Source organism: Pectobacterium brasiliense (assembly GCF_016950255.1).
GTDB lineage: Bacteria > Pseudomonadota > Gammaproteobacteria > Enterobacterales > Enterobacteriaceae > Pectobacterium > Pectobacterium brasiliense.
The window spans coordinates 1,987,307-2,004,712 of the sequence record NZ_JACGFN010000001.1; the positions used below are offsets into that span (position 1 = coordinate 1,987,307).

At 51.9% G+C, this 17,406-nt stretch carries 15 protein-coding genes; 2 read left to right on the top strand and 13 right to left on the bottom strand.

Annotation, left to right across the window (positions count from 1 at the left end; translation table 11 throughout):
* Nucleotides 1-2 precede the first annotated feature (2 nt).
* From lpxA to rpsB, 13 genes are all read right to left on the bottom strand, one after another.
* Nucleotides 3-791 (bottom strand): acyl-ACP--UDP-N-acetylglucosamine O-acyltransferase, encoded by a 789-nt coding sequence (lpxA, locus tag H4F65_RS08860; RefSeq protein ID WP_010284845.1) that lies wholly within the window; start codon nucleotides 789-791, stop codon nucleotides 3-5.
* 4 nt (nucleotides 792-795) lie between these two features.
* Nucleotides 796-1,251 carry a 3-hydroxyacyl-ACP dehydratase FabZ gene (fabZ, locus tag H4F65_RS08865; protein WP_010284842.1) on the bottom strand — a complete coding sequence of 152 codons (456 nt, stop codon included), beginning with the start codon at nucleotides 1,249-1,251 and terminating at the stop codon, nucleotides 796-798.
* 101 nt (nucleotides 1,252-1,352) lie between these two features.
* Complete coding sequence (gene lpxD / locus H4F65_RS08870) at nucleotides 1,353-2,375, bottom strand: UDP-3-O-(3-hydroxymyristoyl)glucosamine N-acyltransferase (RefSeq protein ID WP_010284841.1); 1,023 nt, start codon at nucleotides 2,373-2,375, stop codon at nucleotides 1,353-1,355.
* 3 nt (nucleotides 2,376-2,378) lie between these two features.
* The gene (skp, locus tag H4F65_RS08875; RefSeq protein ID WP_010284840.1) at nucleotides 2,379-2,876 is read right to left on the bottom strand and encodes a molecular chaperone Skp; all 498 of its coding nucleotides are present in this window, start codon (nucleotides 2,874-2,876) and stop codon (nucleotides 2,379-2,381) included.
* A 139-nt stretch (nucleotides 2,877-3,015) separates the two neighbouring features.
* Nucleotides 3,016-5,445, bottom strand: coding sequence for an outer membrane protein assembly factor BamA (gene bamA, locus H4F65_RS08880; RefSeq protein ID WP_010284836.1), 2,430 nt, complete (start codon nucleotides 5,443-5,445; stop codon nucleotides 3,016-3,018).
* 35 nt (nucleotides 5,446-5,480) lie between these two features.
* Nucleotides 5,481-6,836, bottom strand: coding sequence for a sigma E protease regulator RseP (gene rseP, locus H4F65_RS08885; RefSeq protein ID WP_010284833.1), 1,356 nt, complete (start codon nucleotides 6,834-6,836; stop codon nucleotides 5,481-5,483).
* A 21-nt stretch (nucleotides 6,837-6,857) separates the two neighbouring features.
* Entirely contained in the window at nucleotides 6,858-7,715 is an 858-nt protein-coding gene (gene cdsA, locus H4F65_RS08890; protein ID WP_010284829.1) for a phosphatidate cytidylyltransferase, read from the bottom strand.
* A 9-nt stretch (nucleotides 7,716-7,724) separates the two neighbouring features.
* Nucleotides 7,725-8,486 carry a (2E,6E)-farnesyl-diphosphate-specific ditrans,polycis-undecaprenyl-diphosphate synthase gene (gene ispU / locus H4F65_RS08895; RefSeq protein ID WP_010284825.1) on the bottom strand — a complete coding sequence of 254 codons (762 nt, stop codon included), beginning with the start codon at nucleotides 8,484-8,486 and terminating at the stop codon, nucleotides 7,725-7,727.
* A gap of 198 nt (nucleotides 8,487-8,684) precedes the next feature.
* Nucleotides 8,685-9,881, bottom strand: coding sequence for a 1-deoxy-D-xylulose-5-phosphate reductoisomerase (gene ispC / locus H4F65_RS08900; RefSeq protein ID WP_010284823.1), 1,197 nt, complete (start codon nucleotides 9,879-9,881; stop codon nucleotides 8,685-8,687).
* 244 nt (nucleotides 9,882-10,125) lie between these two features.
* Nucleotides 10,126-10,683, bottom strand: coding sequence for a ribosome recycling factor (gene frr / locus H4F65_RS08905; protein ID WP_010284822.1), 558 nt, complete (start codon nucleotides 10,681-10,683; stop codon nucleotides 10,126-10,128).
* A gap of 136 nt (nucleotides 10,684-10,819) precedes the next feature.
* Complete coding sequence (gene pyrH / locus H4F65_RS08910) at nucleotides 10,820-11,545, bottom strand: UMP kinase (RefSeq protein WP_010284821.1); 726 nt, start codon at nucleotides 11,543-11,545, stop codon at nucleotides 10,820-10,822.
* Between the two features lie 155 nt (nucleotides 11,546-11,700).
* Nucleotides 11,701-12,552 (bottom strand): translation elongation factor Ts, encoded by an 852-nt coding sequence (gene tsf, locus H4F65_RS08915; protein ID WP_010284820.1) that lies wholly within the window; start codon nucleotides 12,550-12,552, stop codon nucleotides 11,701-11,703.
* A gap of 134 nt (nucleotides 12,553-12,686) precedes the next feature.
* Nucleotides 12,687-13,412: a 30S ribosomal protein S2 gene (gene rpsB / locus H4F65_RS08920; RefSeq protein WP_010284816.1), complete on the bottom strand. Its 726-nt coding sequence runs from the start codon at nucleotides 13,410-13,412 to the stop codon at nucleotides 12,687-12,689.
* A 344-nt stretch (nucleotides 13,413-13,756) separates the two neighbouring features.
* On the opposite strand from rpsB, the gene map reads away from it, so the two are divergent.
* Together map and glnD are read left to right on the top strand one after the other, a co-directional pair.
* On the top strand, nucleotides 13,757-14,551 hold the full coding sequence (gene map, locus H4F65_RS08925; RefSeq protein WP_010284814.1) for a type I methionyl aminopeptidase: 795 nt from the start codon (nucleotides 13,757-13,759) through the stop codon (nucleotides 14,549-14,551).
* Between the two features lie 114 nt (nucleotides 14,552-14,665).
* Complete coding sequence (gene glnD, locus H4F65_RS08930; RefSeq protein WP_039313939.1) at nucleotides 14,666-17,380, top strand: bifunctional uridylyltransferase/uridylyl-removing protein GlnD; 2,715 nt, start codon at nucleotides 14,666-14,668, stop codon at nucleotides 17,378-17,380.
* Nucleotides 17,381-17,406: the final 26 nt, after the last annotated feature.

Genomic DNA, 17,406 nt, shown 5'->3' on the forward strand with positions numbered 1-17,406 from the left:
GATTAACGAATGATGCCGCGAGTCGAACGGGCAAAGAAATCGGTAAACGCCTGCACAGCCGGGTGTTCAGCCGCCAGCGCTTCAATTTCCGGTTTCACTTCGTCCAGTGTTCTACCGCTGCGGTAGAGGAGCTTGTACGCGTTACGAATCGCGTGCAGGGTGTCTTTTTCGAATCCACGACGTTTCAGACCTTCAATATTCAGGCCAAACGGCGTGGCGTGGTTACCCTGCGCGATCACATACGGCGGCACGTCTTGTGCCACACCGGAACATCCGCCAACCATGACGTGGGCACCGATGATGCAGAACTGGTGCACAGCCGTCATCCCACCGATAATCGCAAAATCATCGACGGAAACGTGGCCACCCAGCGTCGCGTTATTCGCCAGAATACAACGATTGCCCACTACGCAGTCATGTGCGATATGCGTGTTGATCATCAACAGGTTATCGCTACCGACTTTAGTCAACCCGCCGCCCTGTGTCGTGCCACGATGAATCGTGACGCTTTCACGGATGCGGTTACGATCGCCGATCTCAACACGGGTCGGTTCCCCGGCATATTTGAGATCCTGGTTCACTTCACCAATTGACGTGAACTGATAAATTTCGTTGTCGCGACCAATTTTAGTGACGCCATTGACGACGACATGTGATTTCAGCACCGTCCCCGCACCGATCTCAACCTGAGAACCGATATAGCAGAACGGGCCAATATGAACGCCAGCACCAATAATGGCACCGTCTTCAACAATCGAACTAGGGTGAATAAAGGCGGTTTGATCAATCACGTTATCAGGACTCCCGACGTCGAGCACACATCATTGACGCTTCACAGGCCACTTCGCCATCAACTTTGGCAACACCTTTAAAGCGCGCAACGCCGCGACGCTCTTTGATGAATTCAACTTCAAGGATCATTTGATCGCCAGGCTGCACGGGGCGCTTAAAGCGCGCTTCGTCTACAGCGGCGAAATAGTACAGCTCACCCGGCTCCAGTTTACCTACGCTTTTAAACGCAAGAATACCAGTGGCCTGAGCCATGGCTTCCAGAATCAGCACGCCGGGAAAAATCGGTTTGCCCGGGAAATGGCCCTGGAAGAAGGGTTCGTTGAAAGAGACGTTTTTTACCGCCCGCAGAAACTTCCCTTCTTCAAAATCCAGTACCCGATCAACCAGCAAAAACGGGAAACGGTGCGGTAATAATTCTAAAATCTCTTCAATATGCAGAGTATGAGTGTCAGTAGTCAAAATACTCTTCCTGTCCATAAAAACTGATGCCATCAACAACACGGCCTGCGCAGACCCTAAATTAGGTGTCTTCAGGCAGGCCGCAAATAAAACGCGAGTGATTAAACGTTATCGACTTTTCGTTCAACGGCTTTCAACCGTTTGCTTATCTCATCAATATTCATCACCAGCGCTGCAGTTTTGCGCCACACTTTGTTGGGTTGCAAAGGAATGCCCGAAGAGTATACCCCAGGTTCTGTGATTGGTCGCATGACCATCCCCATTCCCGTTACCGTCACTTTATCGCAGATCTCCATGTGCCCGTTAATCACGCTGGCACCGCCGATCATGCAATAACGACCAATTTTCAAGCTCCCCGCCATAATGACGCCACCCGCTACCGCGGTATTGTCGCCAATCACAACGTTGTGCGCAATCTGACATTGGTTATCAATGATAACACCATTACCAATGACCGTATCATCCAACGCACCACGATCGATGGTTGTGCTCGCACCGATCTCAACCCGATCGCCAATTCTGACCGTGCCCAACTGTGGAATCTTCACCCAGTTGCCGCGATCGTTGGCATAGCCAAAGCCGTCAGAACCGATCACGGTTCCCGACTGGATCAGGCAATGCTCACCCAGCTCAACGCGGTGATAAATCGTTACATTTGCCCATAAACGCGTACCGGCACCAATGCGGGCATCTTTGCCGATAAAACAGCCAGGGCCAATGACAACACAGTCACCCAGCTGTGCGCCAGATTCGATGACGGCATTTGCACCAATGGACACGTTCTGGCCCAGCGTCGCGTCTGGAGCAATAACCGCACTCGGCGCAATATCGGTTGCTGGTTGCGGTGTCGTATCGAGCAGTTGCGCCATACGCGCATAGGTAAGATAGGGATTCTTCACTACCAGCGCCGCAACCTGACAGTAAGGTAAATCCGCTTCCGTCAGCACGACCGCTGACGCTTGCGTCCCGGCCAGTTGCTCACGGTAACGACTGTCGGAAAGAAACGTAATTTGCCCAGTTTTTGCTGAATGCATAGAAGCAACACCGGTGATGACGATATCGCCATCACCGTGTAATTGTGCATCCAACTGTTGAGCTAACGCGTCCAGTCGAATTGAATACATGTATTATTTAACCTGTTTCAGCACATCGGCAGTAATGTCTTTCGCATTGGCGACATACGCAACAGCGTTAGCGTCAATCACAACATCATAACCTTCTTTGGTTGCAACGGCTTTCACCGCATCCTGAATACGGCTCAGGATTTTGTTACGTTCTTCAGTCTGACGGCGACGGTTGTCCTGCTCAAAAGCCTGCGCTTTAGTCGAGAACTGCTCGCGCTGCGCCATGACGTCTTTTTCCATTTTGCTGCGATCGCTCGCTTTCATGGTAGAACCATCACGCTGCAACTTCTGCATCTTGGTCTGTAAGGCGTTTTCCATCGTTTGCAGTTCAGAAGCACGGCCTTTGAACTCGTTTTCCAGCTGTTTGCCAACGGTTTCACGCTGCGGCAGCTGTTGGAAAATGCTGGAAACGTTAACAACGGCAATCTTGTCGGCAGCCTGAACGCTGGCTGAAGCAGCCAATGCTAAACCGAGGCCTGCGGCACATAACCACTTTTTCACTATAAACTCCTCAACCTAACCTAAATTTGTGTCTTAACACTTTAATGATGTGCATCGCGCCATGGCATCAGCTGTTTCCAGCATTCATGCCAGTGAGCAACGATGCGACATTCCCTGCATACGACCTACGGACGTCACACTACCAGGTTTTACCAATGTTAAACTGGAATTGTTCCGACTTGTCTCCATCGTACTTTTTAACCGGCTGGGCATAGGAGAAGACCAATGGCCCAAGCGGAGACATCCACTGCAACGCGATACCGCTGGAAACACGGAAGTTGCTCGCCTTGCTGTAATCCGGCACGCCTGCGGCAATGGTTGCAGGTGTATTTTTCCAGTTGGTATCCCATACCGTACCGCCATCCACAAAGAAGGACGTACGTACGGAACTCGCGTATTTATCACTGATAAACGGTGTTGGCACGATCAGTTCCGCACTCAATACCGCCATCGCGTTACCGCCAACGGCATCATCCAGATTGGTCGAATCAATCGGGCAATTGGAATAAGACGTCGCTCCCGCAGCACACTTGTAGTACGCCGCTTTAGGACCAATCGTATTCGACTGGAAGCCACGTACCGTACTAGAACCACCCGCATAGAAGTTGTCGTAGAACGGCACTTCTTTGCCACCGATACCATCCGCAAAACCTGCGCGCGTACGGCCCATCACCACCCAGTTACCGCTGTCGCTTAATGGGTAGTAGCTCGCCGAATCAAACGTCAGTTTGTAGTATTCGTTGTCCGAACCCGGCACCGCAATCTTGGCATTCGCAGACGCACGTGTGCCTTTCGTCGGGAAGTAGCCGCGATCCAGATTGTTATACGACCATCCGGTATTCAGGAAGAAATCGTTCGCTTTGAAGTCAGCGCTAGATTTATTCCCTTCCTGAACCACGGATGGATTAACGCCCACCGAGTCCAGATAACGCCACATCGCCACCTGCGGTCTCATATCCGACAGATCGTTATGTACATAATCCAGACCGACACGCAGTGAGTTATTCTCGTTAATCGGGAAGCCCAAGGTGCTGCCAACGCCATAACTCACGTTGGTGTAGTCGGACAGATCGGCGTCTGACGCCTCAAATTTGTTATAGAATATGCGCCCACCGAGGCTAACGCCATCGACGGTAAAGTACGGGTCGGTCAGTGACAGCTCAACATACGTCTGGTAGTCGTTTTTAGTCCCGCTGATACCAACGGAGTTACCCGTTCCCAGCCAGTTGTCCTGCTGGACCCCAGCCTGGAAGCTCACGCCACTTTCTGTACCGAAACCTACACCAAAGTTGAATGTCCCGGTATTACGCTCTTTGACTTTATACGTGACATCAACCTGATCGGCTACGCCAGGAACGCGCTGCGTTTCTACATCAACGCTTTCAAAGTATCCCAGTCGATTTAAACGCTCTTTGCCCTGCTCAACCAGATCGTTGCCTAACCAGGCACCTTCCATCTGACGCATTTCACGGCGCAGAACGGAGTCTTTAGACGTATCGTTACCGTCAAAGCGGATATGACGCACATAGAAACGGTTACCAGCATCAACGTTGATGTTTAATTTCACCGTCTTGTCTGCGTCATTAATTTCCGGCTGCGTGACTACACGCGGATAGGCATAGCCATAACGACCCAGCAGCTTCTTGATGTCCTCTTCCATCCGGGTCACTTTCGTCCCGTTGTAGAGTTCACCTGGTTCAATCTTCGTCAATCCTTCGATTTCCGCAGAGTGACCAGCCAAATTGCCTTTCACCGCTACGCCGGACAGCTTGTACTGCTCGCCTTCCGTCATATTGATGGTGATGTAGATACCTTTTTTATCTGGCGTCAGGCTCACCTGTGTGGAATCGATGTTGAAACGCGCATAGCCGCGATCCAGATAGAAACTCCGTAAAGTTTCCAGATCGCCAGACAGTTTTTGTTTCTGGTATTTACGATCGCCGACCACGTTCCACCACGGCACTTCATCACGCAGTTGGAAACGAGAGATCAATTCGTCGGAGCTGAACGCTTTGTTACCGACAATATTAATCTGCTGGATCTTGGCGGAAACACCTTCCGTGAAGACCAGCTTCAGGTCTACGCGGTTACGCGGGAGTGGCGTGACAACGGCTTTAACCGACGCACTGTACTTGCCCACGCTGTAGTAGAAATCTTCCAGTCCTTTTTCGATGCTGGTGAGCGCTGTGCGGTCTAACGCTTCACCGACGCGCACGCCAGAGGCTTCCAGGTTTTCTTTCAGCATGTCGTCTTTGACTGACTTATTGCCGGAAAACGTGACGCTGGCGATGGTTGGGCGTTCTTTCACCTGCACAATCAGCGTTTCGCCATCGCGCAGGACACGAACATCTTCAAAATTTCCGGTCGCAAACAAGGCACGGATGGTATTACCGATATCATCGTCACCGATGGTATCACCAACGCGGACTGGCATACTGAGTAATGCCGCCCCGACGGCAACCCTTTGCAGGCCCTCGAAATGAATGTCCTTCACTACGAACCCGTCTGCACCGTATACGGTTGCGCTGCTAAACAGCAGCGACGCTATGAGCAACTTTTTGATCGCCATCGTTGTTATGCGTTTTTCCTAACCTAATCCCGCGCCTAGAGACGAGAGAAATCATTGAAAAGTGCGAGTCCCATTAACAACATCAGCAACACTGTACCAATGCGATAGCTAACGTCCTGCACACGCTCAGAAACCGGCCTGCCCTTCAACTTTTCAACCGCAAGAAAGAGCAGGTGTCCACCATCCAATACCGGCAGAGGGAACAGATTGATGATCCCCAAATTGACGCTGATTAAGGCCAAAAACATCAGGTAATAAATCAATCCATAATCTGCTGACATTCCTGCGCCCTGAGCAATCGAAATGGGACCACTCAGGTTGTTCAGCTTAACATCCCCCATAACCAGTTTCCCTAACATACTGACGGTCAATTTCATCAGTTGCCAGGTTTTATCTGTTGCCTGGTAGATCGCACTGAACGGCCCATACTGGCGCACAGTCCTGTATTCTTCAGGCAGCGGCGTCACACTTGGCATAACGCCTGCCAGCCCTTCAACTCTGCCACTTCCCACAGATTTGCTGTCTGGCGTTAACGTCAACGGGACGGTTGAGCCATTGCGCTCCACCTCCAGAGCAATAGATTGTCCGGGGTTGTCACGCACAGCGATAACAAAATCACGCCATTGCGCTAGCGCCTGCCCGTCGACTTTAACGATCCTATCTCCGACTTGCAAACCTGCTTTTTCCGCCGCCGACCCAGCCTGCACCTGATGCAGTACCGGCTCAATTTGCGGACCACGCGGAATAATCCCGAGCGAGGCGGCAGGATCTTGCTTATCAGGCTCAAACTGCCATTCGCGTAAATCCAGCGTTTTCTGAACGACACGGTCAGAGCCTAAAGGTGCGGTTCCGATCACAACATCGCTATCGCCGATTTTACCGATCAGGGCCAGACGTGCAGTATCCCAATCAGGCGTTTCGATACCGTCAACGGACTTTAGTTCCGTTCCCGCCGACATTTCCGCCTGCGCAGCAATGGAGTTGGGTAGTATTTCACCCACTACTGGACGCACGCCCGGTACGCCGAGAATAAACACCAGCCAGTACGCCACAATGGCAAACAGGAAATTGGCAATCGGACCCGCGCTAACGATAGCCGCACGCTGCCAGACCGTTTTGCTATTAAATGATTGGTGACGAAATTCTGGCGCAACGGTGTCGACGCGCTCATCCAGCATCTTCACGTAACCGCCAAGTGGGATCAGCGCAATCACGAATTCTGTACCGGTACGATCGCGACGACGCCATAGCGCACGTCCGAAACCGACGGAGAAGCGTTCGACCTTCACACCACAGCGGCGCGCTACCCAGAAATGCCCAAATTCATGGACAGTGACTAGCACACCCAGTGCAATGATAAACGCGGCAAGATTCCAGAGAAAACTCAGCATAAATAGCTCTACCGCTTCATTCTAAGCCACTTTAAACAGCAGCAGCATCAGGCAAGAGAACACAGGAACCGCAGCAGTCAGGCTGTCGATACGATCGAGCACGCCACCGTGCCCCGGAATCAAATGGCTACTGTCTTTGATGCCCGCCTCGCGTTTGAACATACTTTCCGTCAAATCACCCAACACCGAGGCCAGCGCAGCGGCAATAGAACAAATCAACAACGTCGATGGCGCTACCGTTAATGGCGCATACAGGCTAAACAGCACAGAGATGAGCGCCGAGGTTGCCAGGCCACCGAGAAAGCCTTCCCAAGTTTTGCCCGGCGAAACTTTTGGTGCGAGTTTACGCTTACCAAACAGTTTACCGAACATGTAGGCACCGCTGTCCGCGCCCCATACCAGCAGCATGACGTACAGCAGCCACCATGCCCCAGCAAATGGGTTAATCGCGTAATTGTAATGACGAAGCGCGACCATGCCCCAGAAAAACGGCACGATCGTCATGATACCGAACACCAACCGCAATGTACGCGAATGACGCCAGAATGAAGCGGAAGCCGGATAGAACAGCACCAACAGCAGCGCAATACCCCACCACACCAGTGATGACCAGAGCGCAATACTGATTTGCGGAATATGGACGGAATAATGATAGGCCGGGAGTGATAACAGCATCAGCGCCAGCAAGAAACCACACAGGATCGCGAGCCACAGGCGTTGACCATAAGAGGCAAACCCTGCCAACTGACCCCATTCCCATGCCGCCAGCATACAGACAGCCAGCGTAACAAGCGTGAATCCCAGAGGAGGCAGCAAGAACAGTGCTGCAATAACAATCGGGATCAAAATAAAAGCAGTAATCAGGCGATACTTCAGCAAAAGTTCCCCCTAGGATGCATCAGCATCGATAGGTGTTGTTCCCCCGAAGCGGCGCTCGCGTTGTGCAAAAGCATTCAGCGCACCTTCAAAGACTTGTTCATCGAAATCAGGCCAGAGGACATCAGTAAAGTAAAGTTCAGCATAAGCGATTTGCCACAGAAGAAAATTACTGATGCGGTGTTCTCCACCGGTTCTGATCACCAAATCAACCGGAGCCAGATCATGCAGACAGATGTACTGACATAATGACGCTTCATTAATGCTATCAGGGCGCAGAATGCCTTCCTGCACCTGCTCTGCAAGTTGCCGTACTCCCTGAATAATATCCCAACGGCCGCCATAATTCGCGGCAATATTCAGTGTGAGCCCCTGATTCTTTTCCGTCAGTGCTTCTGAACGGCGGATTCGCTCTTGTAAACGCGGACTGAAGCGGCCGATGTCGCCAATCACCCGCAAGCGAACATTGTGCTTGTGCAGGCTTTTCACTTCGCTGTCCAACGCTCTAACAAACAGTTCCATGAGTGCGGAAACTTCCTGCGCCGGACGGTTCCAGTTTTCACTGCTAAATGCGTAAAGTGTCAGTGCGTCCAGCCCTTGGCTCACTGCAAAACTGACCGAACGCCGCACAGCCTTTACACCAGCCTGATGGCCAAAAATCCGCATTTTCCCCCGGCTTTTTGCCCAGCGACCATTGCCATCCATGATAATGGCAACATGCCGCGGCCCGGCGGATGGCAGATCGTTAGTATTTTTTTGATTATCGGACGGCATAACGCGTACTTATTTCCTCAAGCAAGAAATACAACAGTCCTTCCGTAACATCAGACCCCGTTAGCGCAAAAAAAGCCGTGAACGATCACGGCTTAGCTTCACGGTCGATTAAACAACTTTCGCATAATCAACCATTGAGTGGCGCAGACTATACCACCTCCACCGCACATGAACAAATTGTGCCACGGCGCTATCCCGCTATCGCGCGTAATGTGTCAGGGCCTGTGTTGCGACCTGTCTGGCCCAGCGGTCGATAAACAGAACATCATCAACGCTGCTGGGTTCTGGTAATGTAAGTTGTTCAATAACATGGCGATTTACCGCGGCAATATCCGTAAAACGAATCTGCGACTGCAAAAATGCCGCTACCGCAATTTCATTTGCGGCGTTTAATGCCGTGGTGGCCGACTGACCATGATTACAAGCATCAATAGCGAGCTGTAAACAAGGATAGCGTGCATAGTCCGGTGCCAAAAATGTCAGCGCGCCAATCTGGCAAAAATCTAACGCTTTTGCACCTGATGCCACACGTTCAGGATAAGCCATTGCATGGGCAATCGGCGTACGCATATCGGGCGATCCCAACTGCGCCAGAACGCTGCCATCACGGTAACGCACCATCGAGTGAATCACGGACTGCGGATGAATAATGACTTCCATCTGTTCGGCAGAAGCATTAAACAGCCAGCGCGCTTCGATATACTCCAGCCCTTTGTTCATCATCGTGGCAGAATCAACCGAAATTTTTCGCCCCATTGACCAGTTTGGATGCGCACACGCCTGATCTGGCGTCATGTCTGCCAGCGCCGACACCGGAGTTTCACGAAACGGCCCACCAGAACCGGTCAGAACAATACGTTCGACCCCATGCTGCGACAATGAAGCGTAGCCTAATTGACGCTGAATTTGCTCAGGTAAACTCTGAAAAATCGCATTATGTTCGCTATCAATCGGTAAAAGCTGTGCGCCACTTTGCGCCACGGCGTCCATAAAGAGACGTCCGCAGGTAACCAGTGATTCTTTGTTCGCCAACAACACCTGTTTTCCGGCATGAATTGCCGCTAGTGTTGGTAATAACCCCGCCGCACCCACAATCGCGGCCATGACCTGATCGACCCCCTCTAATGCAGCAAGGTCACACGCGGCCTGCTCGCCAGCCAGCACCTCCGTTTTGCAACCATATTCCGCCAACTGCTGGCGCAGGGCAGTTGCTGAGGCTTCATCAGCCATTGAGGCATAGGCGGGTTGGAAAGTGAGGCACTGCTCCAGCATCAACTTGACGTTGTACCCGGCGGATAACGCGCGTACGGCAAATTTATCGGGATTGGCTTTAATGACGGCCAGCGAACTGACGCCAATAGAGCCAGTGGAACCAAGAATTGTCAGTTGCTTCATTAAAAATGCTCTGAATAACCGGATTTGATGACAGGAAGGTACACGAGTCTGAGACGATTACCATGATATATCTCTGCTATCGATCACAGTCACGACAGCCGCAGGCACATACACAGCAAAAAATTGTTTACTACCCAGAGGGGCTAGCCTTCACCCATTCCTTGTATAACCATAAAATAAAGCGCCGCCGGAAAAAAGAGGGCAAGCCCACAGATTCCCTGCGACGCACTATTCAACAGGCTGATTAGAACTCCATCAGCTCCGCTTCTTTCTCTGCCAGAGCAACGTCAACTTTCTTAATGAAGTTGTCAGTCAGCTTCTGCACGTCGTCCTGAGCGCGACGTTCTTCGTCTTCACTGATCGCTTTGTCTTTCAACAGTGCTTTAAACTTGTCGTTAGCATCACGGCGCACGTTACGTACGGAGATACGACCCTGCTCTGCTTCGCCACGAACCACTTTGATCAGGTCTTTACGGCGCTCTTCCGTCAGCGGTGGCAACGGAACACGGATTACGGTACCAGCAGAAGACGGGTTCAGGCCGAGGTCGGAAGCCATGATCGCTTTCTCAACTGCCGGACCAAGCGAACGATCGAATACCGAAATCGCCAGCGTACGGGAGTCTTCTACCACGATGTTAGCGAGTTGGCGCAGTGGCGTTGCGCTGCCATAGTATTCAACCTGAATGCCATCAAGAATACTCGGTGATGCACGGCCGGTGCGGATTCTGTTGATCTGGTTTTTAAACGCTTCAACACATTTGTCCATGCGCGTTTCAGCATCTTTTCTGATTTCATTAGTCACGTTGTGAACCCTTGAAAACTGGTTGCCTGGCAGGCCATGTCAATACATGACCCGGTGAATAATTAATGCCAGCGCGCGGCTGGCGTATGGCGCAATACTGGGGAGTATAGTACCCCATAATTGGCGTGAGCCGTTATTACTGACTAATCAACGTCCCTTCTTTTTCACCCATGACAACGCGACGCAGTGCGCCAGGCTTGTTCATGTTGAAAACACGGATTGGTAAATTATGGTCGCGTGCCAGCGTGAACGCCGCAAGATCCATGACTTTCAGCTCACGTTCTAACACGTCTTGATAGGTTAGCGTTTCGTACATCGTCGCTGAAGGATCTTTCACTGGATCGGCAGAATAGACGCCATCGACTTTTGTCGCTTTCAATACGACATCCGCTTCAATCTCAATGCCGCGCAGACAAGCCGCAGAATCCGTGGTGAAGAAAGGGTTGCCTGTTCCGGCGGAGAAGATCACTACGCGGTTATTACGCAGCAGGCTAATCGCCTCTGCCCAGCTGTAGTTGTCACAGACGCCATTCAGCGGAATAGCAGACATCAGGCGAGCGTTCACATAGGCACGGTGCAACGCATCACGCATTGCCAGACCATTCATGACGGTCGCCAGCATTCCCATGTGGTCGCCCACAACGCGGTTCATACCCGCTTTAGCCAGACCCGCGCCACGAAACAGGTTACCACCGCCGATAACCACACCGACCTGAATGCCTAACTCAACCAGTTCTTTCACTTCCTGAGCCATGCGATCCAGAATGCTCGCATCGATACCAAAACCTTCAGTTCCCTGTAAAGCTTCGCCACTGAGCTTCAGCAGGATTCGTTGATAGACGGGTTTTGCATTGGTTGCCATGGTGTTCTTATCCTACAGGCTGTCGTCGTATTGGGGGATTGTAAAAATCAAAACTGTTCCACTCGGCTCCTATCTGAATGCAGGAAACCAAGCAAACGAAAACTCTTTGGGCTGGATAAAAAGGAACCGCCAACTGGCGGCTCTTTTTTTTGCTATTAAGACTGCTTACTCATTGCTGCAACTTCAGCAGCAAAGTCAGTCTCAACTTTCTCAATACCTTCACCCACTTCGAAACGGATGAAGTTAGTCACGTCAGCGTTGTGCTCTTTCAGCAGTTGACCAACAGACTTAGCTGGATCCATAACGAAAGGCTGACCCGTCAGAGAAACTTCACCGGTGAATTTCTTCATACGGCCTTCAACCATTTTCTCTGCGATTTCTTTCGGCTTGCCAGACTGCATCGCGATTTCTAACTGAACCTGGTACTCTTTCTCTACCACTTCAGCAGACACGTCTTCTGGCTTAACAAATTCTGGTTTGCTTGCTGCAACGTGCATAGCCAGGTGTTTAACCAGCTCTTCGTCAGCGCCTTTAGCGGCAACCAGAACACCGATGCGCGCACCGTGTTGGTAGTTACCCAGAACTTCGCCTTCCAGAGCGGAAACGCGACGAATGTTGATGTTCTCACCAATTTTCGCAACCAGTGCAACACGCTCTTCTTCGAACTGTGCTTTCAACACGTCAACGTCAGTGATTTTGCCTGCAACCGCAGCGTCCAGCACTTTGTCAGCAAATGCCTGGAAACCAGCATCTTTAGCAACGAAGTCGGTCTGGCAGTTAACTTCCAGGATCACAGCGTAGTTACCGTCGATCTTAGTTTTGATCACGCCATCAGCAGCAACGTTACCTGCTTTCTTCGCTGCTTTAATTGCGCCAGATTTACGCATGTTTTCGATTGCCAGCTCGATGTCGCCGTTAGCTTCAACCAGCGCTTTCTTACATTCCATCATGCCCGCAGCGGTACGCTCACGCAGCTCTTTTACCAGGGATGCGGTAATTTCAGCCATTCTAAAATCCTCGGAAGATTTGTTCTGCCTGGTCGTCACGACCAAACAGCTTTAAAAGTGAAAAAGGGGCCATAAAAAGGCCCCTAACCAAACTAGTACTACCTGGTTAATAAGGGCTCAACGAGCCAGACTTATTATTCAGCTTCTACTAAGCCTTCTTCTGCCTGCACAGCCAGATCTTGAGAACGGCCTTCGCGGACAGCAGTAGCAACAGCGCTCAGGTACAGGCTAACTGCACGGATTGCGTCATCGTTACCAGGGATGATGTAGTCAACGCCATCTGGATCGGAGTTGGTATCAACCACTGCGAATACCGGAATACCCAGGTTGTTAGCTTCTTTGATTGCGATGTGCTCGTGATCGGCGTCGATAACGAACAGCGCGTCTGGCAGACCGCCCATATCTTTGATACCGCCCAGGCTGTTTTCCAGCTTGTCCAGTTCACGAGTGCGCATCAGCGCCTCTTTTTTGGTCAGCTTGTCGAACGTGCCGTCTTGAGATTGGGTTTCCAGATCTTTCAAACGTTTGATGGACTGACGAACGGTTTTCCAGTTAGTCAGCATACCGCCCAACCAACGATGGTTCACGAAGAACTGATCGCAGTTGTTGGCTGCATCTTTTACCGCTTCGCTTGCTGCGCGCTTAGTACCAACGAACAGAATTTTGCCTTTGCGAGAAGCAATTTTGCTCAGCTCAGCCAGAGCGTCGTTGAACATTGGTACAGTTTTTTCAAGGTTGATGATGTGAACTTTGTTACGTGCACCGAAGATGAATGGCTTCATTTTCGGGTTCCAGTAACGGGTCTGGTGACCAAAGTGTACGCCAGCCTTGAGCATATCGCGCATGGAAACAGTTGCCATGATTACCTCTATTAATTAAGTATGGGGTTATGCCTCCACATGTCCCATTGCGCCGACCCCATCCGGTGAAACACCTCAGGAGCACCCCGGCGAACGTGCCGACATGTGTGTGTTATTTACACAAAGTGAGTTTAGTCGATGTGGTTGAATACCGTATAACCGATATCCAGCCGGATCATCGGCGCGCTTTATACCATAAATCCCTCAGCGACACCAACATTTGTTATTCAATCGTCCACAAATCAGAATGATAGTTTGGCAAGCCAGCGGCATGGCTGGTAACATAAGTTATTAGTTATCGCTCTTAATTTTTGTGCTTAACAGGCACCTGCGGACAATCATCAATGGCAATTTCAATTAAAACTCCTGAAGACATCGAAAAAATGCGCGTAGCTGGCCGTCTGGCTGCCGAAGTCCTGGAAATCATCGAACCTCATGTGGTACCGGGCGTGAGCACTGCTGAATTAGACAGAATCTGTCACGATCACATCACCAACAAGCAGCAGGCCATTTCTGCTTGTCTGGGCTACCACGGTTTCCCGAAATCCGTCTGCATTTCCATCAACGAAGTGGTGTGTCACGGCATTCCTAGCGAAGAACGCATTTTGAAAGACGGCGATATCGTCAACATCGACGTCACCGTAATCAAAGACGATTTCCATGGCGATACCTCAAAAATGTTTATCGTCGGCAAACCCACCATTCTGGGTGAGCGCCTCTGCCGTATCACGCAGGAAAGCCTCTATCTGGCACTGAAAATGGTTAAGCCGGGCATTCGCCTGCGTTCGTTGGGCAAAGCGATCCAGCAGTTTGCGGAAGGGAATAACTTCTCCGTAGTGCGTGAGTATTGCGGTCACGGCATCGGAAAGGGCTTCCACGAAGAGCCACAGGTTCTGCACTACGATGCGGACGACGGTGGCGTAGTGCTGCAAGCGGGTATGGCATTTACGATCGAGCCTATGCTCAATGCCGGTGATTACCGTATCCGTACGATGAAAGACGGCTGGACGGTAAAAACCAAAGATCGCAGCTTGTCGGCACAGTACGAGCATACTATTGTGGTAACCGATAACGGCTGCGAAATAATGACGTTGCGAAAGGATGAAACCATCCCCAACATCATCACGCATGAACAGTAAACACTAAGCCGGCAGATGCCGGCTTTTTTTATGGCGTGCAGAAAGCACGCCCCCCTTCGGGCCGCCGCAAGCGACGTTGAAAAACGCGCTCTGCGTTTTTTTATGGGCTGCGCTATGACAGATAACCGCTTTTCGCCAGACAGTACACCACCTGACGCTGCCTCATCAAACAGCCCTATAGACCCCATTGCACCCGCACAGTTGCCCGCTTCACCGCTGACCTACGCGGATGACATGATCGATTGTCAGACGTTAAAACAGCAGTTGGAACTGTTTCAGCTTTGGCTCGGTTCAGAATTCCGTTCCGGCGTCAGCGCAGAAAAGCTGATTGATGCCAGAACCTTGTTCATCGATCGTCTGTTGCAGCGGCTATGGTATTTCTACGGCTTTGAAAATATCGCGCAAACTTCACTGGTCGCCGTAGGCGGATATGGCCGCGGTGAATTACACCCGCTTTCCGATATCGACGTGCTGGTATTGAGCCAGACAGCGCTGAGTGAAGAACATTCCCAGCGCGTCGGCCAATTCATCACCCTACTGTGGGATTTGAAGCTGGAAGTCGGCCATAGCGTCAGAACGCTGGAAGAGTGCTTACAGGAAGGACGCGCAGATATTTCCGTTGCCACCAACCTGATCGAATCCCGCATGATATGCGGCGACGTCGCCCTATTTCTCTCGCTGCAAAAAAACGTATTCAGTGATGAATTTTGGCCGTCAGACACGTTTTTCCCGGCAAAAATCGCCGAACAGCAGGAACGCCATCAGCGCTACCACAGCACCAGCTACAATCTGGAGCCCGACATCAAAAGCAGTCCGGGCGGGTTACGCGACATTCACACACTGTTGTGGGTCGCGAGACGTCACTTTGGCGCGACGTCGCTCAATGAAATGGTCGGTTTCGGCTTTCTCACCGAGGCGGAACGTAAAGAGCTGAACGAGTGCCAAAGCTTTTTGTGGCGCATCCGCTTCGCCCTGCATCTGATCCTACCGCGTTACGACAACCGGCTGCTGTTCGACAGGCAGTTGAACGTCGCACAGCTGCTGCAATATCAGGGGGAAGGCAACACGCCAGTCGAGCGCATGATGAAGGATTTCTACCGTATGACGCGTCGCGTCAGCGAGTTGAACCAGATGCTGTTGCAGCTCTTTGACGAAGCGATTCTGGCGCTGGACGCGAGTGAAAAGCCCCGCCCGATTGACGATGAATTTCAGCTACGCGGCAATCTGCTGGACCTGCGCGATGAAAACCTGTTTATCAAAAAACCGGAAGCCATCATGCGCATGTTCTACCTGATGGTACGCAACCGTGACATCAGCGGTATTTACTCCACCACATTGCGCCAGTTGCGCCATGCTCGTCGCCATCTCGCCAGCCCGCTTTGCACCATCCCAGAAGCGCGCCAGCTGTTCATGAATATTCTGCGCCACCCGCATGCAGTAAGCCGTGCGCTGCTGCCAATGCATCGCCACAGCGTGCTGTGGGCATATATGCCGCTGTGGGGGAACATCGTCGGCCAGATGCAGTTCGATCTGTTTCACGCTTATACGGTGGATGAGCACACGATCCGCGTTCTGCTCAAGCTGGAAAGCTTCGCGGACGAGGATACGCGGCCACAGCATCCGCTGTGCGTCGAGCTCTACCCTCGCCTGCCGCAACCCGAATTATTGCTGCTGGCCGCGCTGTTCCACGATATCGCGAAAGGCCGCGGGGGCGATCACTCTGAGTTGGGTGCGCAGGATGTGCTGGAGTTTGCCGCGCTACACGGGCTGAATTCGCGTGAAGCTCAGCTGGTTTCCTGGCTGGTGCGCTGCCACCTGCTGATGTCCGTCACCGCACAGCGTCGCGACATTCAGGATCCCACCGTCATTCAGCAATTTGCTACGGAAGTACAGAGCGAAACCCGTCTGCGCTATCTGGTGAGCCTGACGGTTGCGGATATCTGCGCCACCAATGAAACGCTGTGGAACAGCTGGAAACAGAGCCTGTTGCGTGAACTCTATTTCGCGACGGAAAAACAGCTGCGCCGCGGCATGCAAAATACACCAGATTTACGCGAACGCGTCCGGCATCACCGCTTGCAGGCGCTGGCGCTGCTGCGTATGGACAATATTGACGAAGAAGCGCTGCACCACATCTGGAGCCGCTGTCGGGCCGATTATTTCCTGCGCCATTCGCCAAACCAGCTTGCCTGGCACGCGCGCCACTTGCTGGAGCATGATGTCAACAAACCGCTGGTGCTGATCAGCCATCAGGCCAGCCGTGGCGGTACAGAGATCTTTATATGGAGTCCGGACAGGCCTTATCTTTTCGCGGCGGTCGCCGGTGAACTGGATAGACGCAACCTCAGCGTGCACGATGCACAGATTTTTACCAGCCGCGACGGCATGGCGATGGATACGTTCATCGTGCTGGAACCGGACGGCAGCCCACTGGCGCAGGATCGGCATGAAATGATACGCCACGCGCTGGAACAGGCGCTGACACATCGGCACTATCAACATCCGCGTGTGCGCCGACCGTCACCCAAGTTGCGCCACTTCAGCGTACCAACGGAAGTCAACTTCCTGCCGACACATACGGACCGACGCAGCTACATGGAGCTCAGCGCGCTTGACCAACCGGGACTGCTAGCGCGTATCGGTGAGATTTTTGCCGATCTCAACCTGTCGCTGCACGGCGCACGCATTTCCACGATCGGCGAACGGGTAGAGGATCTTTTCATTCTGGCCGACAGCGACAGGCGGGCATTAAAGCCGGATTTACGCCTTAAATTGCAAGAACGGTTGACAGAAGCCCTTAACCCAAACGATAAAGTACCATTGAGTTAATTTTTACAATCAGGAAAGAGAAATCA